Raw genomic sequence first — 25,680 nt, 5'->3', positions numbered from 1 at the left:
TTATAATAGCCTATATGTTGCTTCAGTGATGCTCTGTGCGGCAGCTTTACCCCAAATAGTAAAAGGGTTTTGAAGACAGGGCATAATGAATAAGCTTTTCATGAAAGGGGTCACATAATTTGAAAAAGACATGGATTAAAATACTAACAGCCACAATGTTGGTATTGGGAGTGATGGCACCAGCAACAGGTTTTGCGGCGGATAATACACCTCCAAAAGCTATTGATGAAAAATTAGGCGTACCCATTGTAGTATATGGTGCAAATTTATCTGAGGCTGAAAAAGAGTCAGTCAAAAAATCATTAAAAGTAAGCGAAGAGCCTGAAATTGAAGAAATTGTTGTATCAGGAGAGGATTTAGTAAAATACATTAAAGACAGTAACGCAAGCTCTCGTATGTATTCCTCTGCTAAAATTACACGTAGAGATGCAGGAGAGGGTCTAGTCATAGAGATTGTTACACCATCCAATATTACACAAGTAACGTCAGAAATGTATGCAAATGCGATGTTAACAGCGGGGATTCAAGATGCAACTGTACAGGTAGCTGCACCAAAGGCTGTGACAGGGCATTCAGCATTAGTAGGGATTTATAAGGCTTATGAGGTAACAACAGGTGAAACACTTGATATTGAGCGTACAGATGTGGCAAATGAGGAGCTATCAGTAGCAACATCTATTGCACAATCAGCAGGGGTAGACGATGCTAAAGTTGCAGAGCTACTAACAGAAATTAAAAAACAAATTGCTGAGTTAAAGCCAGCTACACGTGAAGATGTAGAAAAAATCGTGCAGGAGCAATTAAATAAGCTTGAAATTAATTTAAGTGAAAAAGATCGTCAATTACTTGTTGATTTAATGGATAAAATTAGTAAGCTTGATATTGACTTTAGTAAATGGTCGGATCAATTAAACGATATTAGTAACACGATTCAAGAAAAATTTGGCGCGCTGATGGAAGATGAAGGCTTCTGGGCAAGTGTGAAAAATTTCTTTGCTAATTTAAAAGATACCGTTTCCTCATGGTTTAAATAATATCTTGTAAATTTGCCATATTTACTTGTAATACTAGAGTAGAGTGGCAGATTTTTTTGCTCAATCATAATCACAAATTTTGTGAAAATATAAAAGGCTATGGTACTATGGATAAAAGGAGTGGTGAGAAATGGAATTTCAATTACAGCAATTAGCGGAAAATGAATTTGCTTTTTTGAATGTGCAAGAAGGAGAAAAGTTAGCAGAAATTACTTGGCAGCAAAATGGACAAGTGATGGTCATGGATCACACATATGTATCCGATAAGCTACGAGGCCAAGGAGTGGCTAAGCAATTGCTTGACCGTGCTGCTGATTATGCACGTGAGAATGGTTATAAAATGGAGGCTGTTTGCTCTTATGTAGTGGCAGCATTTGAAAAATCAGACGCATATAATGATGTAAAACAATAAAACAAAGGCAATCTGCTTAACGACAAAGCGGATTGCCTTTTTTAATGTGTAGTGCAATTCATTTGAGCAGCTCCTTACAGTAGAGTAATACTATAAATGAGTAATGTTAAAATACCAGCACCGCCAATTAATGAAGCCATATCTACCCAATCATAAGCTAAATCAAATTTCTTCATCATCATCACATCCTAATTTAGTATTAATCTATTTATTCCCCACTTTTTAAGCTTTTAAACATAAATAATTTAAAAATCCAGAAAAATATAAAAACTTTATTTTAAATAAGGTGAACAAGCGGAATCTTTCAAACATATATTTATATATGCCTAAGAGTATGAAAAAAGAATGTTTAGCCTACAAAAAATAGGGAAAACCTATATTACATAGCTAGTTTCTATATTTTTAGGAGGTAATTAATGATGGCAAAACGTACAGGAACAGGTGTTGTGATTGCAGGTTTAGTAGGCTTAGCAGCATCTTATTTAAGTAAAAAGGAAAATCGTGATAAAGCATTAACAATGTTGAATGGTATGAAATCAAAAGTAGAATCGTATCTTGCAACTAGCCCTAATATGGATGAAAAAGTTGTAGAGCGAGTAGCAGCAGAAGTAGCAACGGAGGCTGGTACTTCCCCAACTAAAATTGCATCAAATGAAATGGTAGCTGAGGGTGGAGGACACACAGGCGTTCATTTCTATAATGAAGAAATTCAGGAAAAGGAAAAATAATTTAAAGAACCTTCTCACGAAAAGCTTAAACGTAAGAACAGTTTCACAATGTTGATAATGAAATGGATAACAGCTTCCTTTCTTAACTAAGCCAACATTTAAAGACCTTCTCGTTTAAGTATGAGAAGGTCTTTTGTGTGGAATAAGGATAATGCCTGCAAAGAGCAATAATACGATACCAGTAAAAATAAAGCCGCTAACAATGCCAAGAGATAGCCACCCTAGTAAAGAAGAGCCTAATACAACGCCTAAAGAGAAAAATGCATAGAAGTAGCCATAGGCTTTACCTCGTACGTCAGTAGTTGTTGAGTCAATTAATAGTGAATTAACCGAGGGGAATAGGAAGCCAAAGCCAACTCCATAGCAAGCCATTGCGATATAGAGTAGAGCGCTAGCATCTGCTTGGCTTATTAATAATTGACTTAGTCCCATTAAGCATATACCGAAGGACAATGTTTTCAGTGGATTGACCTTATCAAAAATACGATTAGTAGGTAATAGGAAAACGAGTACAGCAACAATACCAAAGGTGCTCATTAATGCTCCGCTTAAACGAGAATCAAAGCCTAAGGTATAAACTTTTAAGGGCAGCAAATAGGCAATAACACCTTGAGAAAACATTAAGAAGAATGCTCCTAAAAATGCTTTAAGTATTCCAGCATTATTGAAAAATACACTTATTGGAATATGTGTAGGAGATGTTGTTTGCTCTTTTTTTACTTGCTTTGCTTGCAGTATAAAGAAGGCAAAAATGCCTAATAGGAGCATAAAGCTTGCTGTAATATTAAATACAACTGGGACGCTTGTTCGACTTGCTAAAATACCGCTAAATGCTGGACCGACAATTGCTGCAATGCCAACAAATGCTCCAGAAATAGCACTGCCTTTTCCTCTTTTTTCATGCTCTGTAGCATTTGCTAAAAATGTAAAGGCAGCAGGAACAATAAAGCCAGCTACAAGTCCATGAATAAAACGGACGATTAATAGAGCAATAGGCTCCTCTACTAAATTATAGAGTATTAATGATAGACCTGTTGTAAAAAGCCCTAAAACTAGAATCATAAAAGGTCCTTTGCGATCTGTTAAAAAGCCTGAAATAATATTACCGAATGTATTAGATAGTGAATACATACCTACTGCTAAACCTGTTAGAAATGCCGATGCACCTAAAGATTCGGCATATGTACTCATAACAGGAAGCTGAGTAAATAGATCAAAAAAGGAGAAGAAAATAATTGCATAAATAAAATTTCGCATAACAAGCCTCCGTTTGATAATAATTCTCAATAATGATTATATCATTTATAAATGTAAAAACGGCATAATCTACATGAATGGCTTTCTAGCATACTGAAAAGCAAAGCTAGTAAGAATATTTGAAAGGGTTAAATGCAAAAAAATAGACTACTAAATTGCCATAAAGTATAGCAACCAAGTAGTCTTTGGAAAATTTCTATAGCATTGTAGATAGAATTTATTACGACAATATTACTGCCCCCATTTTATAACATAATGGGGGCAGTAGGAACAGCTTAGTATAGTTAGATTAAGCTTGTGCAGGTACGCCTTGCTTCATTGTTTTATTTTTAGCAAGATTTACATGCCAAGAAAGAGCTTCCTCTAAAATATGCGGTGTTTGATGGTCACCAGTTGCTTCAACAGCACGGTTGTAGTAATCCCATAATTGCTCTTTGAAGTCTGGGTGTGCACAGTTTTCAATAATTAATTTTGCACGCTCTTTTGGTGCTAAGCCACGTAAGTCTGCAATTCCTTGCTCTGTTACGATAATATCTACGTCATGTTCTGTATGGTCAACATGCGATACCATTGGAACAACAGAAGAAATAGCGCCGCCTTTTGCATATGATTTTGTCACGAAAATACCTAGGCGAGCATTACGTGCAAAGTCACCAGAACCGCCGATACCGTTCATCATTTTTGTACCTGATACATGCGTAGAGTTTACATTGCCATAAATATCTAACTCAAGGGCTGTATTGATGGAGATTAAGCCCAAACGACGGATAAGCTCTGGGTGGTTAGAAATTTCTTGTGGACGTAAGCAAATTTTGTCCGCATAGTTTTCTAAATTGCCATATACTTTTTTCTGTAATTCTTCAGTAAGTGTAATGGATGTTGCTGCGGCGAATTTTACTTTACCTGCATCGATTAAGTTGAATACTGCATCTTGTAATACTTCAGAAGCAACAACTAAATCTTCAAATTCTGAATCAGCGAAGCCATCTAATACAGCATTAGCTACAGAACCTACACCTGATTGTAAAGGCATTAAATTATTTGTTAAACGACCTGCTTTAATTTCGTCACGGAAGAAGTCTAATAAAAGGTTTGCCATTGTTTGTGTTTCTTCGTCTGGTGGTACGATTAGTGACGGAGCATCTGGCTCTTCAGAAATAACGATTGCTTTAATTTTAGCAGGGTCTACTTTAATACCGATGTCACCAATGCGTTGTTGTACGTCTGTCATTGGGATTGGCTCACGAGCACCTTGCTCTGCTGGTACATAAATATCATGGATACCTACCAATGCTTCTGGATGAGAAACATTTAGCTCGATAATAATATTTTCAGCATATTCAGCAAAAATTGGCGAGTTACCTACTGAGTTTGTTGGTACGATGAATCCATCTTCTGTAATTGCAACAGCTTCGAGAATTAAATATTTAATTGGTCCAATAATACCTTGACGCACTAATTCAGCATTATGTGAAAGATGTGCATCCACATATAAAATATCACCAGAATTAATTAAGTTACGAATGCCAGCGTCTCCTTGGAATGGTCCACGCTTACGAATTACACCAGCTTCAGCTAAGTATTTATCTACTTCAGGTCCTAAAGAAGCACCTGTATAAACATCGATCTTGAACTGCTCATTTTTAGCACGTTCCACCAATGCCATAGGAACTACTTTTGCATCCCCAGCACGAGTAAAACCACTCATACCAACTACATCACCGTCAGAAATAAGTGCTGCCGCTGCTTCAGCAGTAACAATTTTACTTTCAAGCTCCTTTAAACCTAGGCGTTTTTGAACATTTGCATCCATAAAAAAAATCCTCCCCTAAATAATTTTGATGGAAACCGTTTACAAAACAGGAAAAAACCTTTGGGAATTTTCTGTTTATTTAGTTGTAGTATGACTTCAACCATTTGAATTATATTATCACCATATTGTCACAAAAACTTTATATATAGCATTAAATTAAGTAAAAAAAGAAAAATCGAGCATTAAGATGACTTTTCGACAGAGAAAACGTTTTATTGTAGAGCTGTATAAATTTAGAGGGAATTTTACATAACCACTATGTAAAAATTAGAAATTAAAGGCTGTAACTAACTAAATAATACCCAAAAAAATACAGCGAACAATTATTGTAAAATGTTCGCTGCGTTTTGTAATTAGAAGCCCAAAGAGCGACGGAAGTAGCTTGCGTAGCGTTGACTAACAGGAATACGCGTGCCGTCCTTCATAATTAATAAAAACGTTGAGTGAGAATCTGGCTGAATTTCATCGATGTAGTCAATGTTGACAATATAAGAGCGGTGACAACGAATAAATGAATCTGGTGCTAAAAATAACTCAAGGTCACTTAAATTTAGGCGGTGATAACCTTCACGAGTCATTGTTTTAACAAATGTTTTACGGAGCTGTGTTTCTAAATAAATTACTTGATCGTGTGGAATTGGGTACCAGCAATCATCAATTTTGATTGTAATGTAGTTTGTTAAGAAAGCTGATGGTTTTTGTGGGAAGACAGCTGTAATAGCTCCTTTTGTTTCACCCTCGTCCATTAAAGGAATGCTCATACCATAATAGGCTACACCAAAAACATCAGGCTCAATGTAAGAGCTAATTTTTTGACCATAAGATAGTGCCTTGTGAGCTGCTGAACCCTCTTTAATAGGGTCACCTGGTTTAATTTTTAAATCAATTTTTTTGCTTGGTTGGTAATATAGATATTCATTTGTATCAGAAATCGCAATGGAAGTATTCTCTGGGAAGAACTCTTTAATAATATCCATAATTTCTTCTATTTGCTTTGGATCCACGTTAAACACCTCGTTTAAACTTTTAAAAATAATTTTATTATCTATTTTACTACATATTCGCATAAATTATATAGAGAAGATTTAGGAATAAAATAGAAAAATGTCGATTGATCTAATAAAATGGTGTAATATGTTTTGTATAATTTGTAAATACATTAATTTAATAACTAATTTTTTTTGATAGGTATATGGTAAAATTTAATTGTAAGGAATAAGTTTACGAGGTTTCTACTATGCATATGTGATAAATTAGCACTAGAGTAACAATTAAAATGTGGTTGAAAGGAAATCGCAGAATATGGTAACATTCACTGTATAGTCTATTTTTTAAAAATCTGGTGTTTTAGTCGGGTTGTTTTTTAGTTATTTTTTTAAAAAAATATGAAATAGGACTCAGTTCTTATGGGAAATAAGTAAATACTATTTTCTTATTTTTAATTCGTTGGGATTGATGTCAAATATTGTTAGTCAATTCGTGTACTCTGAGGAAAGATGGGGAAGATTATGCAACTACATCAACATTCTATGTCAGAAACGATATCCAAAAGATACTTCCAAGAAATCGATAATATTAACCAATATGTCGGTGTCGAAGAATTTTTTAATATTGAGTCGAAGTTAATTTTTGAGATTTACCATTTAGAATCTGCAAAAGCAAAGAAATCTTTGCATGAATTAATTGATATTCTTTCAATACGTTTTGGCAAGCAGGTTATTAAAATTGTACGAAGTTATTTTTCTATTTTATCATCAATTGTTGCTCGTAAATTATTAGATAATCAAGTGCCTGCTAAAAAAGCATTTGCTTTTAATATTGCTTGTAACGATATGATTGAGAATCAAATGAAGGACGCGGAATTTTTACAATTTGCAGATGATTTAATTGACTTCTTTGTTTACTTTATTGCAGATCGCAAACAGCCGACTTTCCGACACCAAACGGTCAATAAAGTGATTATGTATATAAATGATGAGCTAGAAAATGATTTAACAGTGGAAAGTATTGCCAATCACTTCCATATAAGCACTAGTCACTTATCGCGTATTTTCAGAGAACATGTAGGTATTACACTTGTTGAGTATCTCAATGTTCGACGTGTAGAAGAATCACAATACTACTTGCGACACACAAACAAAAGTATTACTTCTATTTCTGACCAATTCCATTTCTGTAACCAAAGCTATTTTACTCGTATTTTCAAAAAATATACAGGTGTTACACCTAAACATTTTAGGGATGAGCTTCATCATGAGTTTTATCGTTTTGAAATGGCAGAAGCAGAATTACAAAATGTATAATTTTCAAATATCAAAATGAAAAGATGCGAATGGTTTAGCAGTGCTAAGGCTCGCATCTTTTTGCTCATTATTAGCGAGAGGAAATAGTAGCACTTGCTATTTGATAAAGTTGGAGCCTATAAGGTATACTTCACAGTAGTTGATAAATAATAGTAGGTGGAAAAATGAAAAATTTGAAATTATTTTCAGTGCTTGGGCTTGCTGTTTTTGTGCTTAGTGGCTGTCAAGCTGTGGAAAACAAAGAAGGTTTTTTCTATAGTATCTTTGTGAAACCTATGGAATTTTTATTGGAGTTTTTCGGGCATGATATTTTTTCTGGAAGCTACGGCTTAGCCATTATTGCCATTACAGTACTAATTCGTTTAGTCTTAATGCCGATTATGTTAAAAAACTATCGTCAACAGCAAGTAATGAAGACGAAAATGGATGCGTTTAAGCCTGAAATGGAAGCTGTTCAGAAAAAAATGAAGGAAGCGAAAACAAAGGAAGAGCAAACGCAATATCAACAGGAAATGATGGCTCTTTACCAAAAGCATGGCATTAATCCATTGAATATGGGCTGTTTACCAATGTTAATCCAAATGCCAATCATTATGGGGCTTTACTTCTCGATTTTATATTCAGCAGATGTGAAATCACATGAATTTTTATGGTTTAGCTTAGGATCACCTGATATTACAATGACAATTATTGCAGGTATTGTTTACCTTGTTCAAGCACGTGTATCATTATGGACTGTACCTGAGCAGCAAAAAGCTCAAATGAAAATGTTTATTTATATTTCACCAATTATGATTGTCTTTATCTCGATGTCCTCTATGGCTGCATTGCCTCTGTACTGGTCTGTTAGTGGTGCATTGCTGATTCTTCAAACATATATTGGACGTAAATATTACTCGGAGCATCCTGAAAAAGCAACATCATAAATTGGTTAGTTACTATGTCGAGGCGCCTTTGTTGCCTCGATTTTTTTAGGAGGACACTATGTTAAATAGAAAATGGTTATCATCAATTTTAGTGGCGATTTTTAGTATTATCGCACTTGTCTTTATTATTATGGGGAATTTTAACTTTGCTGTGTTGGCGATGACAATTATGTTTGCATTATCGAATGGATTTCGAGCAAAAAGCTTTGAGGAGCAAGGTTACATAAAAGAGGCAAAATGGATGAAGTATATGGCAATCTTTTTCGCGATTGCGTCTATTGTAGTATTATTTATTATTCTTACAAACTAATTTAAATAATTATGTAGGAATTTACACCTAAAGATGTGAACAGTGTTAAAATAAGAGTATAATAGTCAAATCAATAATAGAACAGGTAGGAATAATGTTCTCGTTATTTGTTGAGCTTTTCGTACCTGATATTTTTAAAAGGGGTATCAATAGTGAAAAATAAACGTCTTCCACTTATCATTGGTGCATGTATTTCGATCACATTGATTGTTGCTATTTTTGTAGTGTATAACTATAAAAATAATCAAGCGAATATAGCATCAAATGAGCAACCTAAAATAACCGAACCAACCGAACCAGTAAAGGAGGATTCCTCTCCTACAACAGATAAACCAGACAATACAGCTGAGGTTCCTGCTAAGCCAGAACAGCAAGTGGATGAAAATGGCTATGTTCCAAATCAAGAGCTACCAACAGAGCCGACTTATATTAATGGTATTTTATTAGCAAATAAAATTTATCCGTTGCCATCAACCTTTGCGCCTGGTGAAAATCCAGAAGCAAAGCAAGCATTAGACCAAATGTTAGCTGCTGCCAAGCAACAGGGCTTTGATTTAGTTGCCTTTAGTGGTTATCGTTCGTTTGAATATCAAACAACTTTATATAACAATTATGTGCAGCGTGATGGACAAGCAGCAGCGGATCGCTACAGTGCTCGTCCAGGCTATTCAGAACACCAAACAGGTCTGGCGTTTGATATTGGGGAACGTGGCAAAGAAGATTTATGGCTAACAGAGGAATTTGGAGAAACGCCAGCAGGGCAATGGTTATTTGCACATGCACAAGAGTACGGCTTTATTTTACGATTCCCGCAAAATAAAGAGGATATTACAGGGTATATGTATGAGTCCTGGCATTACCGTTACGTTGGTAAAGACATCGCGAAAGAAATTACTCAGCAAAACATTACATTAGAAGAATATTTAGGTGTGAAATAAAAAAAGGGAAGAGTAGCGTTCAGCTCTCTTCCTTTCTTTTATTTATAGTATTGGCGTTAATAAACGTGAAATGGACTCTTTAAATTTAATAAGAGAGGAACGATTTTTATACATTTCCCATGTTAGCTCTGTACAATCAAAAATATCCTTTTCAAATAGCTCTGCAAGCTGGTGCGAGATAGTAGCATCATAAATAAAGGCATTGACCTCAAAGTTTAAGCTAAAGCTTCGGACGTCAATATTTGCTGTGCCAACAGTTGATGCCTCATCATCAATAATAATTGCTTTAGCGTGAATAAAACCTTTTTCATAAATATAAACTTTCGCTCCTGCGCGTAATAGCTGCCCTACATAAGAATATGTAGCCCAATAAACAAACATATGATCAGGCTTATTTGGAATCATAATGCGAACATCAATGCCAGATAATGTAGCGATTTTAATAGCATCTAAAAAGCTTACATCTGGAATAAAGTAAGGTGTTTGAATATAAATATATTTTTGTGCCATATTAATCAGCTTTAAATAACCAATTTTAATTTGCTCCCAATCTGAATCTGGTCCGCTAGATACAATTTGTAAGCCTACATTCCCTTTTTGGGGGATAGCAGGGAAGTAGCGATCAGAGTAGCCCATTTTCTGATGTGCGCTTGCTTGATTCCAGTCTAATAAAAAGCGTGTTTGCAATGGGTGAACAGCACTACCTTCGATACGTAAATGTGTATCTCTCCAGTAACCAAACTTCTTCTGTAAGCCTAGATATTCATCACCAACATTAAAGCCTCCAATATAGCCAATTCGACCATCAATAACAACGATTTTTCGATGATTTCTAAAATTCAGGCGGGGATTAAGAAGAGGAAAAATAGATGGGAAAAATACTTCTACTTCACCACCAGCATTTAGTAATTCTTTGAAATGGCGCCTTTTTACATTACGTGAGCCCATTTCATCATACAGAAGGCGTACTTTCACACCTTGCTTTGCCTTTTTTATAAGTGCATTAACAATACGCGTTCCTAAGTCATCAAGACGGAAAATATAATACTGAATATGGATATGATCTTTCGCCGCTTCAATATCTTTTAAAAGCTGTTCAAATTTATTAGCACCATCATCAAAAATATCGAGATGGTTGTCCTGTGTTAATACGGCATTGTTTGTTTTCAAATGCATATAAATCATTTCTTGATAATTCTCAGCATTGGCAATACGGAACTCGAATGTTTCTTTTCGAATAGCCTCCATTTGGTAGCTAATAAGATTATCAATCCCGATATCCTTACGTCCTTCCCAACGGAATAAATGTTTTTTTCGTAGCTGTCTTCCGAGTAATAAATACAAAATAAACCCGACTAACGGTAGGAAAAATAATACGAGAATCCATGCCCATGTAGAGGTAGCATCTTTACGTTCTAAAAAGATAATGGTTAGGGCTGCTAAAATATTAAAAAATGAAATTAAAGGTACTAAATATTGTACATCTGTAAAAATGCTCATTCTTATACCTGCCTTTACTGTAATTCGCAATATAATAAGTATAGCCTACTTTACATAAGGAAAGGAGATATGTAGCAATATCTTCTTTAATCTTGAGCTTCTTTAAAACGCAAAGATTTACTAGAAGCTTTATAGAAATAAATAAGACTTATTGAAAGAATAGCTATAGCTGCTGATGTATAGTAACCAAGGCTTGGTTGTACTGTAAATAACCAAGTGAAAAATAATGGTCCAAGAATACGCCCTAAGTTGTCCATTGAATAGGATAGCCCTGCCGCCGTTCCATATTGACCACCTGACTCTTTTGATGATAGTGATACCACACATGTTCTAGCAAGCGCGTTTCCAGCCGTAAAGACACATAGCGCAAGTCCAGCCAGCAATAGATTTGCTGTAAGTGTAAATAATAGCATTCCTATAGCTGTGATGAGCTGTGCACCGATTAACCAAGATGTTTCGCTGCCATTTTTTATTCGTCGTACAACGCCTCCTTGAATGGCTGCATCCACGAAGCCACTAAACATAAATAAATAGCCAATTTGCAATGGGGTAATTTGAATTTTCTCGATTTGAAATAGCTGGAATGTAGCCTCAACACCAGCCAGCATAAAGGTTACTAAAAAAGAGAACATAAATAAATAACGCACCCGATATTGCAGCATTTTTCTAGCACCTTGCGGCACGATAGCACGTTTATTGGCATCTTTTCGTTTTTCAGGTTCTTTTAAGACAATACTTGCATAAATAAATAATAGTGCAATTAATACAGCAGAAGTTATAAATGGTAATTGAAGACTATAGTGCCCAAGCATTCCTCCAATAGCAGGACCGAAGATAAAGCCTAGACCGATGGACATACCCATAAAGCCCATATATTTATTGCGATTCTCCTCATTAGATATATCTGCAATAAAGCCTGTTACAGCTGTATAGAGCGCTCCTGAAAATAAACCACCTACAATACGTGATATATACAAAATAGCTAGATTATTAATAAACAATGAGAAAATAACGAAGCTAAGACTAAAGCCGATTAAGCCTGTTAAAATTAGTTGTTTACGACCTATCTTATCTGATAGCATGCCCCAAAGTGGAGCAGTAAAAAAGCTTGCAAGTGAATATACTGTCAATAAACCACCAACATGAAGATCATTCCAATGTTGCTGCACAATAACCTCTGGTAAGACAGGAATAATAATACCAAAGCCTAAATAGACGAGGAATTGAACAGACATTAACAATAAAATTGCCCTTTTCATACAGTTCCCTGCTTTCATACGATAATTTCAATATGTCTATTCTACCCTTCTTGTTCCTACTATTACAAGGAACGGAGGAAGAGGATAGCTAGAATAATGAAATTTATTCAAGCTCAGTATGCATAACATAGTATAATTTAGGGTAGTATAAATTTGTGGATATTGATGCAAAATTTACATTGTAACAAAAATGAAAAATTTAAAAGTCGAGTTAAATGGTATGATAAAATTGTCAGACATCATACTCGTGAAAAAATGAAACTTTTTTTGTACATGATACGTTATATAAAATCGAGGAAAGATTGAGGTGGAATGTATGACGAAGGAAGTAGATTTGAAAAAGATTGTTTCGAATTTATCTAAGTTGGGTGTAACAGCCACTGTAACAAAGTCTCGACTAGAACTTTTAAAAGTGCTGACACCACCAACGCAGACTCCGCAAGTTCAAGCTTAACTCGTTTACAATAGAAAAGGGAAATCTCTTCATGCCAAGAGGTTTCCCTTTTTCTATCATTATTCATCTTCGTCATAGGTTGTAAACATATATGTGCGATAGTGGAATCGCATACTAAAGACTAGACCAATCGCTAAGGCATTGCCCATCAGTGAGCTTCCCCCATAGCTAATGAATGGTAGAGGGATGCCTGTAATTGGTAATAACTGAATCGTCATTCCTATATTTTCAAAGACATGGAACGTAATCATCGCGATAATGCCAGCACATACATATGTTGAGAATGGGTCTTTTAATAGCAGTGTTGTTTTTGTTAAATGATAAATTAATAAAAAGAACATACAAATAACAATACTTGCACCAATAAAGCCCCATTCCTCGCCAATAACTGTAAAAATAAAATCAGTATGGTTTTCGGCAACGTATACTTCACGGTTTCTAAAGCCCTTACCGAAAATTTCACCTGAGCCAATGGCATTTAACGATGTTATTAAATGATAGCCGTCGCTAGAGGAATATGAATATGGGTCTAGCCAAGAATAAATTCGAGCAAATTGATATGTCTTAAAGCCGAATGTGGTTTCTAAGAAATCTTGCATATACAGTGCCATCCAAAGTAATGCACCACCTGCTGCGACACCGCCGAAAAAGACTGGTAAAATGATTTTCCAAGAGATGCCTGCTACAATAATAAGTGCTGCAGTAATGGCAAAGAACACTAGTGCCGAACCAAGGTCAGGCTGCTGCAAAATAATCGCCAAAGGTATAATTAATGTTACAGCAATTTTTCCTAATAATAAAAAGTCCGTTTTGAGTGAGCGCAATGGATGAATTTCATGATGCTTACTAATTAGTCGTGCAAGCGCTAAAATATAAAAAGTTTTCATAAACTCGGAGGGCTGAATGTTCCCAATTGGTGTATGATACCAGCTTTTTGCACCATTTACGGGTTGACCAATCTGATTTGGTCCCTCAGGCATAAAAATCAGCAATACTAACAAGGCGATTCCTGCGCCATACATATACCATGACATTTTTTTATATTGCTCAGGTTCAAAAAACATGACAATGCTAATAATAATTACACCAATTACATACCATTGTATTTGCTTTGGTACATAGTTGATACCATATTGACCAGATGTTTGTGCTGAGGCAATAGCTAATAAACTAATGATTAGAAAAGTAAAAAGAATAAAAGCAAGTGTCCAGTCAAAACGATTTGCGAAATTTCGTTTATTTTCCATAAAAGCCACCTAAATTAAAATAGTATCTCAATATCAGTAGATATAATATATTACATTACATATACTTATTGAGTAGTATGCAAATGCATGTGTAACGTTCCTATTATAACGCAAAAAACATTTTTATGCCTGTGTATATAGTTGTGACGACAATTCATATAAAATGTTTCAAAAAAATTACGTTTAGACTTATAATGTAGTGAAGAATGGGGTGATGGTTGTGGCTAAAAAATTAAAGTCAGCTGATGATTTTATGTATCATATTTATATTCATATGAATGAGGTTGATAAATTTGTCATTTTTAGCGGGTTAAAATTTTCGCAATTTGTGGCTGCACTTGAACCACTGCATCACTTACTGTTGTTAAAGCATTCCTATGATGATGGCTCCTTTAATATGCATACACAGTTTGAATATGTGCTGGACGAAGAAGTTCCTCGATTTGTTAAAAAATCAGCAGAGTCTAAGGAGCTATGCTGGGTTGATTTTATGGATGAAAAAAGGTTAGATCATTTAACGCCAATGGAGCAAGGTGAGCTACTTTACATAAGCCATAAAAAGGAACCGATTACATCTCCGTTTTTTAATAAATTACAAAATAGATTTGTTTATTATTCTTCAAAGGCAGAGAAAATGACTAAAATTTATTTTCGACATTTAAGCGATTCAGATGTGTTAGTTGCAAATGTTTTTAATTGTTTAATACGTGAAAAGGAGCGAACTACAGGCTTTTGGCGTCGAAAGGCCAAGTCCAGTATTCCTACTATTTCACCTGATTTTTTACGTTCCTATCGCTCCTTTGCGAAAGAGGGCGCATTATTGTCATTATATCGCATTGAAAAGCCAAAGGTAGCCTATGGTATAGAGGTACGTAACCTATCTGAATATTCTTTTCTTGATGAAATTTGGGATGACTTAGATACTATTTTAAAAACAAAGCATGATGAATTAATTTATATTATCTAATAAGGCACAGAAACAAATCTCACCGTCGAAAAATTACGGTGAGATTTTTATGTCATTTGTCAAGACGTTTCGTGATAAACTAGTAATACTCAAGAAGTATGTGGAGGGCACAAATATGAAAAAAAGAATCGGTTTATTATACGGTGGAAAGTCAGCGGAGCATGAGGTGTCATTATTGACAGCACGTGCAGTCACTGGAGCTTTAAATTTTGAGGAATATGAAGTATATCCGATTTTCATTACACTTGAAGGGGAATGGCGACGTGGAGAGCGTTTAGAAGGACCTGTGAGTACAATTGAAGAATTACAATTTGGTGATCCTACAACAATTTTAGAAAATAATATTACTGATTTTTTAATTGATAAGCATGGTAATACAGTGCAGTTTGATGTAATTTTCCCGTTGTTACATGGTACTAATGGTGAGGACGGCACTGTACAGGGCTTGCTTGAGGTGTTGAATCTACCATATGTAGGAAATGGTGTGTTGGCATCTTCTGCTGGTATGGATAAAGTGGTGATGAAGCAATTATTTGAAATTGCTGGTTTACCACAAGTGCCCTATACGTACTTTATTCGTAGCGAGTGGAAGAGTAATCAACAAGCGATGATTGAGCGCTGTGAAAAAGCATTGAGCTGGCCGATGTTTGTCAAGCCTGCAAATCTAGGCTCAAGCGTTGGCATTAGTAAAGCGACTAATCGTGATGAGCTGGTAAAGGCGATAGAGCTAGCTTTACAATATGACCGAAAAATTGTTATTGAGCAAGGTATTGTGGCACGCGAAATAGAACTGGCGGTTTTAGGAAACGATGACCCTGAAGTTTCAGTGCCAGGTGAAATTAAGTCAGTTACAGAGTTTTATGATTATGATTCGAAATATAAAGACGGTTCGACAGCACTTATTATTCCAGCAGAGCTTTCAGCGGCAACTATATCAAGCCTAAAGGAATTAGCGCAGCGGGCATTCAAGGCGATTGATGGTAGTGGCTTAGTTCGTGCAGACTTTTTCGTGACAGATGATGATCGCATTTATATTAATGAAGTGAATACAATGCCAGGCTTTACACCTGTTAGTATGTACCCATTATTATGGCAGCATACAAATGTTAGTTATTCAGCGTTAATCGATCGTTTAATTACATTAGCTATTGAACGTTATGAAGAAAAGCAACAGCTTCACTATAAAAAAGACTGAGTGGGATTATTGTGAGAAAAACATTAAAACAATTAGCTGCATGGCTAAATGAGGATATATCAGCCTTTGGCGATACAATGGTATCGGGAATCTCCATTGATACAAGAACTATTCAGCAGGGAGACCTGTTTGTACCATTTCGTGGCGAGCATGCAAATGGACATCGCTTTGTTGTTCAGGCATTTGAGAAGGGAGCTGGTGCTGCTCTTTGGCAAAAAGATGAACCAAATCCACCAGAAGGCTTACCTTTATTGTTTGTAGATGATCCAGAACGAGCATTACAGGAAATGGCACGCGCCTATCGTCAGGAGCATAAAGCAAAATTTATTGGTATTACTGGTTCAAATGGTAAAACATCAACAAAAGATATTTTAGCAGGAACGCTTGCACCATTTTTTAAAGTGCAAAAAACGATTGGAAACTTTAATAATCAGCTAGGCTTGCCTATTACCATTTTACAGCTTGATGAGGATGCAGATATTGCAGTTCTTGAAATGGGAATGAGTGGGTTTGGCGAAATTGAGTTTTTAACAAAGCTTGCTTGTCCTCATATAACGGTTATTACCAATATCGGCGAGGCACATATGCAGGATTTAGGGTCACGTGCAGGTATTGCTAAGGCAAAATTTGAAATTATTCAAGGGATGCAGCCAGATGGTCTACTGATTTATGATGGAGATGAGCCATTGCTGCAGGAGCTAGTAGCGCAAGAGCCACAGCTTCATGCAGTAGCGTTTGGCTTAGAGCCAAGCCATCCGTTATATGCTGAAAATATTTATGCCAATGCGAGGGGAAGTAACTTTACAACGCATGGTGTTATAGAGGGTGACTTTTTTATCTCAGTGCTTGGTAAGCATCAAGTGAAAAATACGTTAGTGGCAATGCTAATTGCACATCAGCTCGGCTTAAATAATGAGCAAATTCGTACATCCCTAGAGCAGGTTGTATTAACAGATATGCGTATGCAGCAAGTGGAAGGAACAAATGGGGCACTATTTATTAATGATGCCTATAATGCTGCGCCGACCTCTGTTAAAGCGGCTATTCAATTTATAGCGACATCAACGATTCGACCAGAAAAATGGCTTGTATTAGGGGATATGCTAGAGCTGGGACCAAATGAACAAGACTTTCATAGAGCATTAGCAGAACATATTGATGAGCATGAAATTAACTATGTTTGCTTATTTGGCCCTCGTATGGCTTATTTGTATGAGGCATTACAAGAATGTTTTGATACAGAGCATTTATTGTATACAGAAAATGATTATACAGTGATTATTGAAAAGCTCCAGCAGGCTAATGCGTCATCTATCGTTTTATTAAAAGGTTCACGTGGTATGCAATTGGAAAAAATTTTAACAGCATTTACAGCATAATTAGTAATGAATCGGTGGGATACTAATCTCACCGATTTATCTTGGTTCAGCACATTCTTTTTGTACCGAAAGCGAAGTGTCAGTGGCAGATGCTTTATGTACTGAAAGCATTAGCGACAGGTACAACTACGCTGGAACGTAATTGATTTCCTGTTGTAAAACGAGGTGAATGTTATGTCAGTTGGTGTACTTTGTATTCATGGGTTCTCAGGTGGACCTTATGAGGTGGAACCTTTTGCAGCATATTTACGCACATATACAGATTGGCTTATTGTGGAGCCAACATTGTCTGGACATGGAGAGGAATTACATATGAATGGCTTTACCGCAAAGCATTGGCTTATGGACGCAGAGCTTGCCTTTCGAGCATTGGCTAAAAAGGTAGATGAAGTGATGGTCGTTGGCTTTTCAATGGGTGGCATTATTGCATTGTATTTAGCAAAGCGTTATAAAGTAAAAAAGCTTGTCTTGCTAAGTGCCGCTGCTAAGTACATAAATCCTAAGCAATTAGTAAAGGATTTTAAAATGCTAGCTGCTGAGGCATATCATCGTAATTTAGCCAATAATGAGCTGTTTTTACGCTATCGGCATAAATTTAACAATGTGCCACTAGCATCAACGATCGAATTTATGAAGCTTGTGCGTATGGTGGAGCCATATTATCAGCATATCCGAATTCCTGTCTATATTGTGCAAGGAAAGCTTGATGGCATAGTGCCTTATCATACAGCACAGTTTCTTTTTGAGCGATTAGCATCTCATGAGAAAACTTTGTATTTTTCTGATAACGGTAAGCATCATATATGCTTTGAGAAAGATTGCTTTAAGTGGTTTCCGCAGGCTTTATGCTTTTTAAAGCAGGGAATAAAGTAGTCAGATTATTACGACTCATGCGTTATCGTTGCATACGTTTGAAAGCCGTGTTAGACTAGTGTAAGCAATGGATACATTTTGTGCGAAGACTCTTCATATTTGGTTGAAGAGTGCTTTTTTTTGAACATAACGGTTTTATTCTAAAGTGAATAATTACGACAGAATCGAACCGCTCGGTAAAGACCGGGCTTTCCTTTTCATATAAGAGAGCTCTATATGAACCATCATGTAGAGAGAATTTTTAAGTAACGGAAACGTTCCACTACACAGGCTCGAATTTGCCGACAACTTCATCTGAAAATGTAACCATTTGTCAACTTAAAAGGAAAAAGGAGATTGAGAAGTTTGACAAATTTTTCAGAATTAAATATTAGCGAATCTACATTACGCTCAGTAAAGCGTATGGGATTTGAAGAAGCAACACCAATCCAAGAAGGTACTATTCGTTTTGCGATTGAAGGCCGTGATGTACTAGGTCAAGCACAAACAGGTACTGGTAAAACTGCCGCTTTCGGGATTCCACTAATTGAAAAAATCGATCCAAAAAACCCTAATATTCAAGCATTAGTTATTGCGCCAACTCGCGAATTAGCAATTCAAGTTTCTGAAGAGCTTTATAAAATTGGCTATGATAAACGTGTAAAATTATTATCAGTTTACGGTGGTCAAGAAATTGGCCGTCAAATTCGTGCACTGAAAAATAGACCACAAATCATCGTTGGTACACCAGGGCGTATTATTGATCATATTAACCGTCGCACATTGAAATTAGAAGATGTAGAAACATTAGTGTTAGATGAAGCAGATGAAATGTTAAATATGGGCTTTATCGATGATATTAACGCGATTTTAGAAAATGTACCTACTGATCGTCAAACATTACTGTTCTCAGCAACAATGCCACCAGCAATCCGCAAAATTGCCGAAACATTTATGCGTGATCCAGAAATCGTGAAAATTAAAGCAAAAGAGTTAACAGTTGATAATATTGACCAATATTTTGTTAAATCTGCTGAACGTGAGAAATTCGATATTTTATCTCGTTTATTAAATGTTCACCAACCAGAGCTTGCCATTATTTTCGGTCGTACAAAACGTCGTGTGGATGAGCTTGCACAGGCACTATCAATTCGCGGCTATCTAGCTGAAGGGATTCATGGTGATTTAAGCCAAGCGAAACGTATTTCAGTATTACGTCAATTTAAAGAAAATAAAATTGATATTCTTGTGGCAACAGATGTAGCTGCACGTGGTCTTGATATTTCAGGCGTAACACATGTGTATAACTTTGATATTCCTCAAGACCCTGAATCGTATGTTCACCGTATTGGTCGTACAGGCCGTGCAGGAAAATCAGGTCTTGCTGTAACATTTGTTACTCCACGTGAAATGGGTTACTTACGTATCGTAGAAGAAACAACGAAAAAACGTATGACACCGCTTCGTCCACCAACATCTGATGAAGCATTAGAGGGTCAACAACGACTTGCTGTAGAAACGCTTGAAGGGCTGATTGCCAACAATAACTTAGGCGAGTATCGTGCATTTGCAGCAGAGCTATTAGAAAATCATGAAGCGGTTGATGTTGTTGCTGCGGCTCTTCGTTCATTAACAAAAGAGCCAGACGATACACCTGTAACGATTACAGAAGAACGTCCATTACCAATGCGTCGTGAACGTTCAAATAAACGTAGCAATGATCGTGGTCGTGGTGGCAACCGTAGCTTTGGCGGTGGACGCCGTGATAGTTCTCGTGGTGGTAGCGGTGATCGCCGCAACAGCAACCGTCGCGATGGTGGACGTCGTGATGGAGGTCGCCGTGAAGGTGGACAAGGTCGTTCTCGTTCTCCACGACGCCATGAAGATTAATTTTAAACGAATGATACTTTATGTTGTAAACCTTACAGTTATAATAGCTGTAAGGTTTTTTTAACGATAGTTGAAACAAAAAGGCGATGACTGCCGTATATTTAGTATAGGAAAGAGGGGGAACAACAATGCGGGCACAACCAATTCATCAAATTTCCCGTAAAGGGTTAACGGTATGGCGCTTATATGGCGTTATGCAAACAGTGGCGTTATTACTTGTAGCAGGCTTAGTAAGCTATGGAACTTATTATTTTGAATGGCCATCATTTATTTATTGGATAGCTGGTGTCATTGTGGTACTAGGTGTTTTATTATTGGTGTCAATCTTTCCAAAAATAAGATGGGAACGATGGCGCTATGAGGTGCGTGAGCATGAGATTGAAGTGCAACATGGCTTATTTGTAGTAAAACGCACACTTATACCAATGGTGCGTGTGCAACATGTTGATACAACACAGGGACCAATTTTAAAAAAATATGATTTAGGTAATATTTCAATATCAACAGCTGCAACTGTACATACAATACCTGCGCTCGTGATGGACGAAGCAGATAGGCTACGTGCTCGTATCTCTGAATTGGCAAGGGTGGCGGAAGATGATGTCTAAAGAAATTAATCGTTTGCACCCCGTGTCAGCCATTATTACGAGCGTTAAAGCATTGAAAAGTATGATATTACCAATCGTTATTATTATTGTTAGCAATGGCTTTAATTTTTCGTTGAATTTTCGCAGTGAGCATTTTTGGGATACGATTCTCCTTTTTGGTGTATGGGGAGGTGCAGCACTCCTTGCATTAATAGGGGGTATTATTAAATGGCGGACATTTGTTTATTGGTTTGAGGATGGCGAATTACGTGTGAAGTATGGATTGTTTGTAAAAAAGAAACGCTATATTCCATTTGAACGTATTCAAAGTTTAAATTACAACGAAGGTATTTTTCATCGTATCTTTGGCTTAGTAAAAGTTCAGGTAGAAACAGCAGGGAATAAGGATGGCAAACCAGAGGTAGAGCTTACTGCGATTCGAAAAGCCGCAGCAGATGTGATTGAATTAGAAATGCGACGTGCGAAAAATGAAGCAGCTCAACAACTAGAACAGGAATCTTTGCAAATAACAGAGCAAGAAGTGGTTTCCATACCAATGATTTATCATATGTCCATCAGGGATTTACTTGTGTTGGCAACAACCTCGGGTGGAATAGGCGTTGTCCTGTCAGGGCTTGCTGCTGTAGCATCGCAGTTTTCGGATATTATTCCTTATGAAGCCGTTTTCCACGAGCTTACGGATTTTGTGAAAATTGGAGCGTTTTTAGTAGCATTAACAGTGATGTTTATTTTAATTGTAGCTTGGGTTGTATCCGTTATTATTACATTGATTAATTACTATGATTATACAGTTCGTATCGAGGAAGAGAAGCTAATTATTACCAAAGGGCTTTTGGAGAAAAAACGTATTACATTGCCATTAAATCGCATTCAGGCTATTCGTATTGTTGAAAATCCATTGCGTCAATTAACAGGCTTTGCAACGGTAATTGTAGAAAGTGCTGGAGGTAATGGTGAGAGTGGCAACGATAAAAAAATAGCATTGTTCCCGCTTATTAAAAAGCAAGATTGTATGCAAACATTGGAGCAGCTCTTCCCAGAGATGAATTGGCACCCAGCCTTTATTCGCTCACCAAAAAGAGCAAGACCATTTTTCTATCGAATTGATTTTATTTGGCTTGTGCCTATTATTGGGGCAGGTAGCTATTTCCTCTATCCTTATGGATTACTATCGTTGCTGTTAATTCCATTGACGATCTTACTTGGAGTTTGGCAGCATAAAACAGCAGGCTATCAAATTGATGGCAAGCAACTTGCGATGCAGTATCGCGTATTTAGTCGTACTACATTAATCATGGAGAAAAAACGAATACAGTCCATTACAAGCACACAATCTTATTTCCAAAAAAGAAAAAAGGTTATGTCTATTAAAGCTACAGTAATGTCAGGTATGTCTGGTACAACAGGCACTGTACCGAGCATAGAGCAACAAGATGCAGAAACCATTTTTTCTTGGTATGAACATTAATGTCTAAAAGCTAATTCTTCTAGCTCGTTTGGAAGGATTAGCTTTTTTAGCTATAAATAAATGGAAATAATGTTTATAATAGAATAAATACAACAAAAGGGGTGGGGAATTTGTTTAAATATGACATTCATGAACATGCATATTTAAAGCTGTTGGATTTAACCGATGTAGAAGAATTATTCGCTTTAACAGACCGTTCACGAAATACTTTACGTGAATGGTTACCTTTTGTAGATGATGTCAAAACCGTAAAGGATACGGAGCGCTTTGTTAAAGGTGCGATGCAGCAATATGCAGATAATAATGGTATCCAAGCAGGTATTTACTATGAGGATAAGCTTGCAGGGGTGATTGGCTACCATCAAATTAATTGGCAGCATAAATGGACAAGCATCGGCTATTGGCTAGGTAATGAGTTTGTGGGGAAGGGGCTTGTAACAAATTCAATGAAAGCGTTAATCGAGTATGCGTTTAATTATTTAAAATTAAACCGTATTGAGGTACGTGTAGCAGTGGGCAATATTCGAAGTCGTACCATCCCAAAGGTTTTAGGATTCAATGAGGAAGGGCGATTAAGAGATGCTGAATGGCTTTATGACCATCATGTAGATCAAGTTGTTTATGGCTTAACAGCAGCCGAATGGAGAAAAATTAAAATGACTAATGAGGATACAGTCACTTTATAATATAAATAGTAAAGGAGCCGCCTATATGATTGATTCGATCATATAGGTGGCTCCTTTTATTCCGTATCACAAGCCTGTAAAACTTGATTGAAGGCTCACTTTATCTACCCGCCATTTTTTGTTTGCGCCAGCTTAAAATTCTTTTTGGATGTAAATAGATAAGCCCAAGAATAAATCCTGTTAGTAAACCGCCTAGATGTGCATAGGCATTTACATTCGGCTGCAGGAATGTCATGATAACACTAATAATAATAATTGGCAAAATAAGCTTTCGAAGCATCGGCATTGTGCGACGTGTATAATACACTAATGCCCCAAATGCACCAAAAATACCAAAAATAGCCCCACTTGCACCAAGGCTCATATAACTACTATCATAAAACATATAGGTTGCCATGTTGCCTACAACACCTGATACTAAATAAATTGTGATAAAACGTGCCTTGCCTGCGATTTTTTCAAGCTCTGGTCCAAAAAGAAATAATGAAAACATATTAAAAAGTACATGTAAAAATCCAGCATGTAAAAACATTGCAGAAAATACACGCCACCATTCACCCTTTTGCATAAGGAAATTTGCTAGAATGCCATAATTCCATAACAGTGTCCCTATGCCGGGTATAAGAGATAGTACATAAAGAATTAAATTAATGGCAATTAGTGTTGAAACGACAGGATAATACGTTGTGTATTGCTTAAAATTTTCCGTTCTACTAAACATGGCTCCACCTCAATTTACAATTATTATACATGCCTTATTGGAAATAGGTAAAGGAGAAGGTTATATGATTAAGGGAATCGGTCTCGATATTATAGAAATAGACCGTATTGCAAAAGCGATGAAACGTACAGTTAAATTTACAGATCGCATTTTAAGCGCAAGGGAAAAAATTTTATTCGATGGTTATTCTGAAAGCCGTAAAATAGAATTTTTAGCGGGACGATTTGCTGCAAAGGAAGCATTTTCAAAAGCAATAGGTACTGGCATTGGAGCGGAATGCAAGCTTCATGATATAGAAATACTAAAAGGGGCGGCAGGAAATCCCGTGTTGTATTTTAAAGAGAAGCCTGTCAATGGCTATATAAGCATTACACATACGAAGGAATATGCGGCTGCACAAGTAATATTATTAAACTAATGCTGAACTTGTCTAACAGGCTGGTTAGTAAATATAAATATATTGCCTTTTCTTCAAATGACATAACTGACAAATACGGTTCATATATTGTCGTAGTGGATTTGAAAGAAGAAAGGGTGAAAGCGTGGGCAACCGTATAGTTAAATGGCTCGTCTTAGTTTGTATGATATTACTTCTGTCGGCATGTGGTACAGCCTCACAGGAAAAAGTGTTAAAGAAAGTAAATGGCAAATGGGCTGAAACAAATGGATATGAATTAAATGCCTCGATGGAAATTAAATCTGGTGGGGAGCCAAGAAATTATGATGTTACTGTATGGCATACGAAGCCTGATTTTTATCGAGTGGAAGTAGTGGAAAGCGGGAAAGATGTTTCGCAAATGATTGTGCGTAATGCAGATGGTGTTTTTGTTGTGACACCAACACTAAACAAAATGTATAAATTCCAAAGTGATTGGCCAAATAAAAATAGTCAGGCTTATTTAATAGGCGCTTTAGCAGAGGATTTAGCAGAAGATAAAAATCTTGTCATGAAAGAGGAAGAAAAATCATATATATTTGAAGCGGCTACTCGAAATAGCTATAAAAATAGTATGCCTCATCAAGTAATTACAGTAGATAAGAAAACATTACTACCAACCTCTGTTGTCATTATGAATGATGTAAAGGAAGAGCAAATTCGCATTACATTTAAAAAAGTTAAGCTAGGTGTGCAGCATGCTGCAAAAGAGTACGCTGTTGAGCAATTTACGGAAAAAGATGATGCAAAAGGTGAACAAGCTACACCAACCGAAAAAGATGGACAACAAGAGCAAGACGATAAAGAGGCGGTTGGTGCAGAGGTAGAGTATGAAGAGTTCCAAACACATTATCCTGTTGTAAATTGGGCACAACTATCCAATGAAAAAGTCGTTCAAGAAGCTGGGATGGAACGCGTTATTTTAACATTTGATGGAGAGAAGCCATTTACAGTAATGCAGCAACCAGTGACAAAGGAAAGCACAATGCTACCAGTATCAACGTCTGGTGATCCAGTTGACCTAGGCTTTACAATAGGTGCTATTACAGACACGTCCATTAGCTGGGAAAAGGATGGTATTGAATTCTTTGTAGCATCAAGTAAATTAACACGAGAAGAAATGATTGAAGTTGCGACATCTATGACGATAAGTAGCATGAAGTAACTTTTCTAGCTACAGCTTTCTAAGCAAAGAAGGCTGTAGCTTATTGACCATATAAATGGGTGAGATGTTTTAAGTTTTTAGAAAATATTAAGCCTTTTCATTTACAATAAATATGTATTGAGATATGTACAT

At 36.4% G+C, this 25,680-nt stretch carries 25 protein-coding genes; 18 read left to right on the top strand and 7 right to left on the bottom strand.

Going from position 1 to position 25,680, the window contains the following annotated elements; genetic code table 11:
- The first annotated feature begins 119 nt into the window (after positions 1-119).
- The 3 genes from MHB42_RS18290 (at position 120) to MHB42_RS18280 (ending at position 2,174) form a co-directional block, all read left to right on the top strand.
- Positions 120-1,034: a DUF1002 domain-containing protein gene (locus tag MHB42_RS18290; RefSeq protein WP_340807935.1), complete on the top strand. Its 915-nt coding sequence runs from the start codon at positions 120-122 to the stop codon at positions 1,032-1,034.
- A 130-nt stretch (positions 1,035-1,164) separates the two neighbouring features.
- Positions 1,165-1,446: a GNAT family N-acetyltransferase gene (locus MHB42_RS18285; RefSeq protein ID WP_340807933.1), complete on the top strand. Its 282-nt coding sequence runs from the start codon at positions 1,165-1,167 to the stop codon at positions 1,444-1,446.
- Positions 1,447-1,862: 416 nt separating this feature from the next.
- Entirely contained in the window at positions 1,863-2,174 is a 312-nt protein-coding gene (locus MHB42_RS18280) for a hypothetical protein (RefSeq protein ID WP_340807932.1), read from the top strand.
- A 114-nt stretch (positions 2,175-2,288) separates the two neighbouring features.
- Here the strand turns inward: MHB42_RS18280 and MHB42_RS18275 are convergent, their stop codons facing one another.
- The 3 genes from MHB42_RS18275 to MHB42_RS18265 form a co-directional block, all read right to left on the bottom strand.
- The gene (locus tag MHB42_RS18275; RefSeq protein WP_340807931.1) at positions 2,289-3,431 is read right to left on the bottom strand and encodes an MFS transporter; all 1,143 of its coding nucleotides are present in this window, start codon (positions 3,429-3,431) and stop codon (positions 2,289-2,291) included.
- Between the two features lie 289 nt (positions 3,432-3,720).
- A complete protein-coding gene (locus MHB42_RS18270; protein ID WP_340807930.1) occupies positions 3,721-5,244 on the bottom strand; it encodes a succinate CoA transferase in 1,524 nt (507 codons plus the stop codon).
- Between the two features lie 353 nt (positions 5,245-5,597).
- Positions 5,598-6,248, bottom strand: a complete 651-nt coding sequence (locus MHB42_RS18265; protein WP_340807928.1) for a LytTR family DNA-binding domain-containing protein — start codon at positions 6,246-6,248, stop codon at positions 5,598-5,600.
- A gap of 504 nt (positions 6,249-6,752) precedes the next feature.
- Here MHB42_RS18265 and MHB42_RS18260 point away from each other — a divergent pair.
- The 4 genes from MHB42_RS18260 (at position 6,753) to MHB42_RS18245 (ending at position 9,721) form a co-directional block, all read left to right on the top strand.
- Positions 6,753-7,547 (top strand): helix-turn-helix transcriptional regulator, encoded by a 795-nt coding sequence (locus MHB42_RS18260; protein ID WP_340807927.1) that lies wholly within the window; start codon positions 6,753-6,755, stop codon positions 7,545-7,547.
- Between the two features lie 164 nt (positions 7,548-7,711).
- Positions 7,712-8,473, top strand: a complete 762-nt coding sequence (gene yidC, locus MHB42_RS18255; protein ID WP_340807926.1) for a membrane protein insertase YidC — start codon at positions 7,712-7,714, stop codon at positions 8,471-8,473.
- Positions 8,474-8,531: 58 nt separating this feature from the next.
- Positions 8,532-8,783: a hypothetical protein gene (locus tag MHB42_RS18250; protein WP_340807925.1), complete on the top strand. Its 252-nt coding sequence runs from the start codon at positions 8,532-8,534 to the stop codon at positions 8,781-8,783.
- A 152-nt stretch (positions 8,784-8,935) separates the two neighbouring features.
- Entirely contained in the window at positions 8,936-9,721 is a 786-nt protein-coding gene (locus tag MHB42_RS18245) for a M15 family metallopeptidase (RefSeq protein WP_340807923.1), read from the top strand.
- Positions 9,722-9,763: 42 nt separating this feature from the next.
- Here MHB42_RS18245 and cls read toward each other — a convergent pair whose 3' ends face one another.
- Both cls and MHB42_RS18235 read right to left on the bottom strand, forming a co-directional pair.
- Positions 9,764-11,221 (bottom strand): cardiolipin synthase, encoded by a 1,458-nt coding sequence (gene cls / locus MHB42_RS18240; protein WP_340807922.1) that lies wholly within the window; start codon positions 11,219-11,221, stop codon positions 9,764-9,766.
- An 86-nt stretch (positions 11,222-11,307) separates the two neighbouring features.
- A complete protein-coding gene (locus tag MHB42_RS18235; protein WP_340807920.1) occupies positions 11,308-12,480 on the bottom strand; it encodes an MFS transporter in 1,173 nt (390 codons plus the stop codon).
- A 316-nt stretch (positions 12,481-12,796) separates the two neighbouring features.
- Here MHB42_RS18235 and MHB42_RS18230 point away from each other — a divergent pair, with 316 nt between their 5' ends.
- Positions 12,797-12,934: an Lmo0850 family protein gene (locus tag MHB42_RS18230; RefSeq protein WP_004232019.1), complete on the top strand. Its 138-nt coding sequence runs from the start codon at positions 12,797-12,799 to the stop codon at positions 12,932-12,934.
- A 59-nt stretch (positions 12,935-12,993) separates the two neighbouring features.
- Here MHB42_RS18230 and MHB42_RS18225 read toward each other — a convergent pair whose 3' ends face one another.
- On the bottom strand, positions 12,994-14,181 hold the full coding sequence (locus MHB42_RS18225) for an FtsW/RodA/SpoVE family cell cycle protein (RefSeq protein ID WP_340807915.1): 1,188 nt from the start codon (positions 14,179-14,181) through the stop codon (positions 12,994-12,996).
- A gap of 214 nt (positions 14,182-14,395) precedes the next feature.
- Here MHB42_RS18225 and MHB42_RS18220 point away from each other — a divergent pair, with 214 nt between their 5' ends.
- The 8 genes from MHB42_RS18220 (at position 14,396) to MHB42_RS18185 (ending at position 23,226) form a co-directional block, all read left to right on the top strand.
- Entirely contained in the window at positions 14,396-15,148 is a 753-nt protein-coding gene (locus tag MHB42_RS18220; RefSeq protein ID WP_340808638.1) for a hypothetical protein, read from the top strand.
- 115 nt (positions 15,149-15,263) lie between these two features.
- Positions 15,264-16,343 carry a D-alanine--D-alanine ligase gene (locus MHB42_RS18215; RefSeq protein ID WP_340807913.1) on the top strand — a complete coding sequence of 360 codons (1,080 nt, stop codon included), beginning with the start codon at positions 15,264-15,266 and terminating at the stop codon, positions 16,341-16,343.
- An 11-nt stretch (positions 16,344-16,354) separates the two neighbouring features.
- Entirely contained in the window at positions 16,355-17,722 is a 1,368-nt protein-coding gene (locus MHB42_RS18210; protein ID WP_340807912.1) for a UDP-N-acetylmuramoyl-tripeptide--D-alanyl-D-alanine ligase, read from the top strand.
- Between the two features lie 174 nt (positions 17,723-17,896).
- A complete protein-coding gene (locus tag MHB42_RS18205; protein WP_340807911.1) occupies positions 17,897-18,595 on the top strand; it encodes an alpha/beta hydrolase in 699 nt (232 codons plus the stop codon).
- Positions 18,596-18,940: 345 nt separating this feature from the next.
- Complete coding sequence (locus MHB42_RS18200; protein ID WP_340807910.1) at positions 18,941-20,464, top strand: DEAD/DEAH box helicase; 1,524 nt, start codon at positions 18,941-18,943, stop codon at positions 20,462-20,464.
- Positions 20,465-20,592: 128 nt separating this feature from the next.
- Positions 20,593-21,072, top strand: a complete 480-nt coding sequence (locus tag MHB42_RS18195; RefSeq protein ID WP_340807908.1) for a PH domain-containing protein — start codon at positions 20,593-20,595, stop codon at positions 21,070-21,072.
- Positions 21,065-22,540 (top strand): PH domain-containing protein, encoded by a 1,476-nt coding sequence (locus MHB42_RS18190; protein WP_340808637.1) that lies wholly within the window; start codon positions 21,065-21,067, stop codon positions 22,538-22,540. Before MHB42_RS18195 ends, MHB42_RS18190 begins: the two co-directional genes overlap by 8 nt.
- 110 nt (positions 22,541-22,650) lie before the next feature.
- On the top strand, positions 22,651-23,226 hold the full coding sequence (locus MHB42_RS18185) for a GNAT family N-acetyltransferase (RefSeq protein WP_340807907.1): 576 nt from the start codon (positions 22,651-22,653) through the stop codon (positions 23,224-23,226).
- Positions 23,227-23,326: 100 nt separating this feature from the next.
- Here the strand turns inward: MHB42_RS18185 and MHB42_RS18180 are convergent, their stop codons facing one another.
- The gene (locus tag MHB42_RS18180; protein ID WP_340807906.1) at positions 23,327-23,947 is read right to left on the bottom strand and encodes a rhomboid family intramembrane serine protease; all 621 of its coding nucleotides are present in this window, start codon (positions 23,945-23,947) and stop codon (positions 23,327-23,329) included.
- 64 nt (positions 23,948-24,011) lie between these two features.
- Between MHB42_RS18180 and acpS the strand changes: the two genes are divergently transcribed.
- Entirely contained in the window at positions 24,012-24,365 is a 354-nt protein-coding gene (gene acpS, locus MHB42_RS18175; RefSeq protein WP_340807905.1) for a holo-ACP synthase, read from the top strand.
- A 124-nt stretch (positions 24,366-24,489) separates the two neighbouring features.
- Entirely contained in the window at positions 24,490-25,548 is a 1,059-nt protein-coding gene (locus MHB42_RS18170; protein WP_340807904.1) for a LolA family protein, read from the top strand.
- Positions 25,549-25,680: the final 132 nt, after the last annotated feature.

Source organism: Lysinibacillus sp. FSL K6-0232 (assembly GCF_038008325.1).
GTDB lineage: Bacteria > Bacillota > Bacilli > Bacillales_A > Planococcaceae > Lysinibacillus.
Note: the sequence above shows the minus strand (reverse complement) of the source record. Positions and strands in the feature narration are given on the sequence as shown.

Excerpts from the sequence above, each read along its gene's own strand:
- yidC (WP_340807926.1), top strand. The coding sequence starts at position 7,712 with ATGAAAAATTTGAAATTATTTTCAGTGCTTGGGCTTGCTGTTTTTGTG.
- acpS (WP_340807905.1), top strand. The coding sequence starts at position 24,012 with ATGATTAAGGGAATCGGTCTCGATATTATAGAAATAGACCGTATTGCA.
- MHB42_RS18250 (WP_340807925.1), top strand. The coding sequence starts at position 8,532 with ATGTTAAATAGAAAATGGTTATCATCAATTTTAGTGGCGATTTTTAGT.
- MHB42_RS18215 (WP_340807913.1), top strand. The coding sequence starts at position 15,264 with ATGAAAAAAAGAATCGGTTTATTATACGGTGGAAAGTCAGCGGAGCAT.
- MHB42_RS18260 (WP_340807927.1), top strand. The coding sequence starts at position 6,753 with ATGCAACTACATCAACATTCTATGTCAGAAACGATATCCAAAAGATAC.
- MHB42_RS18205 (WP_340807911.1), top strand. The coding sequence starts at position 17,897 with ATGTCAGTTGGTGTACTTTGTATTCATGGGTTCTCAGGTGGACCTTAT.
- MHB42_RS18285 (WP_340807933.1), top strand. The coding sequence starts at position 1,165 with ATGGAATTTCAATTACAGCAATTAGCGGAAAATGAATTTGCTTTTTTG.
- MHB42_RS18275 (WP_340807931.1), bottom strand. The coding sequence starts at position 3,431 with ATGCGAAATTTTATTTATGCAATTATTTTCTTCTCCTTTTTTGATCTA.
- MHB42_RS18235 (WP_340807920.1), bottom strand. The coding sequence starts at position 12,480 with ATGAAAAGGGCAATTTTATTGTTAATGTCTGTTCAATTCCTCGTCTAT.
- MHB42_RS18225 (WP_340807915.1), bottom strand. The coding sequence starts at position 14,181 with ATGGAAAATAAACGAAATTTCGCAAATCGTTTTGACTGGACACTTGCT.
- cls (WP_340807922.1), bottom strand. The coding sequence starts at position 11,221 with ATGAGCATTTTTACAGATGTACAATATTTAGTACCTTTAATTTCATTT.
- MHB42_RS18220 (WP_340808638.1), top strand. The coding sequence starts at position 14,396 with ATGGTTGTGGCTAAAAAATTAAAGTCAGCTGATGATTTTATGTATCAT.
- MHB42_RS18280 (WP_340807932.1), top strand. The coding sequence starts at position 1,863 with ATGATGGCAAAACGTACAGGAACAGGTGTTGTGATTGCAGGTTTAGTA.
- MHB42_RS18195 (WP_340807908.1), top strand. The coding sequence starts at position 20,593 with ATGCGGGCACAACCAATTCATCAAATTTCCCGTAAAGGGTTAACGGTA.
- MHB42_RS18180 (WP_340807906.1), bottom strand. The coding sequence starts at position 23,947 with ATGTTTAGTAGAACGGAAAATTTTAAGCAATACACAACGTATTATCCT.
- MHB42_RS18270 (WP_340807930.1), bottom strand. The coding sequence starts at position 5,244 with ATGGATGCAAATGTTCAAAAACGCCTAGGTTTAAAGGAGCTTGAAAGT.
- MHB42_RS18190 (WP_340808637.1), top strand. The coding sequence starts at position 21,065 with ATGTCTAAAGAAATTAATCGTTTGCACCCCGTGTCAGCCATTATTACG.
- MHB42_RS18230 (WP_004232019.1), top strand. The coding sequence starts at position 12,797 with ATGACGAAGGAAGTAGATTTGAAAAAGATTGTTTCGAATTTATCTAAG.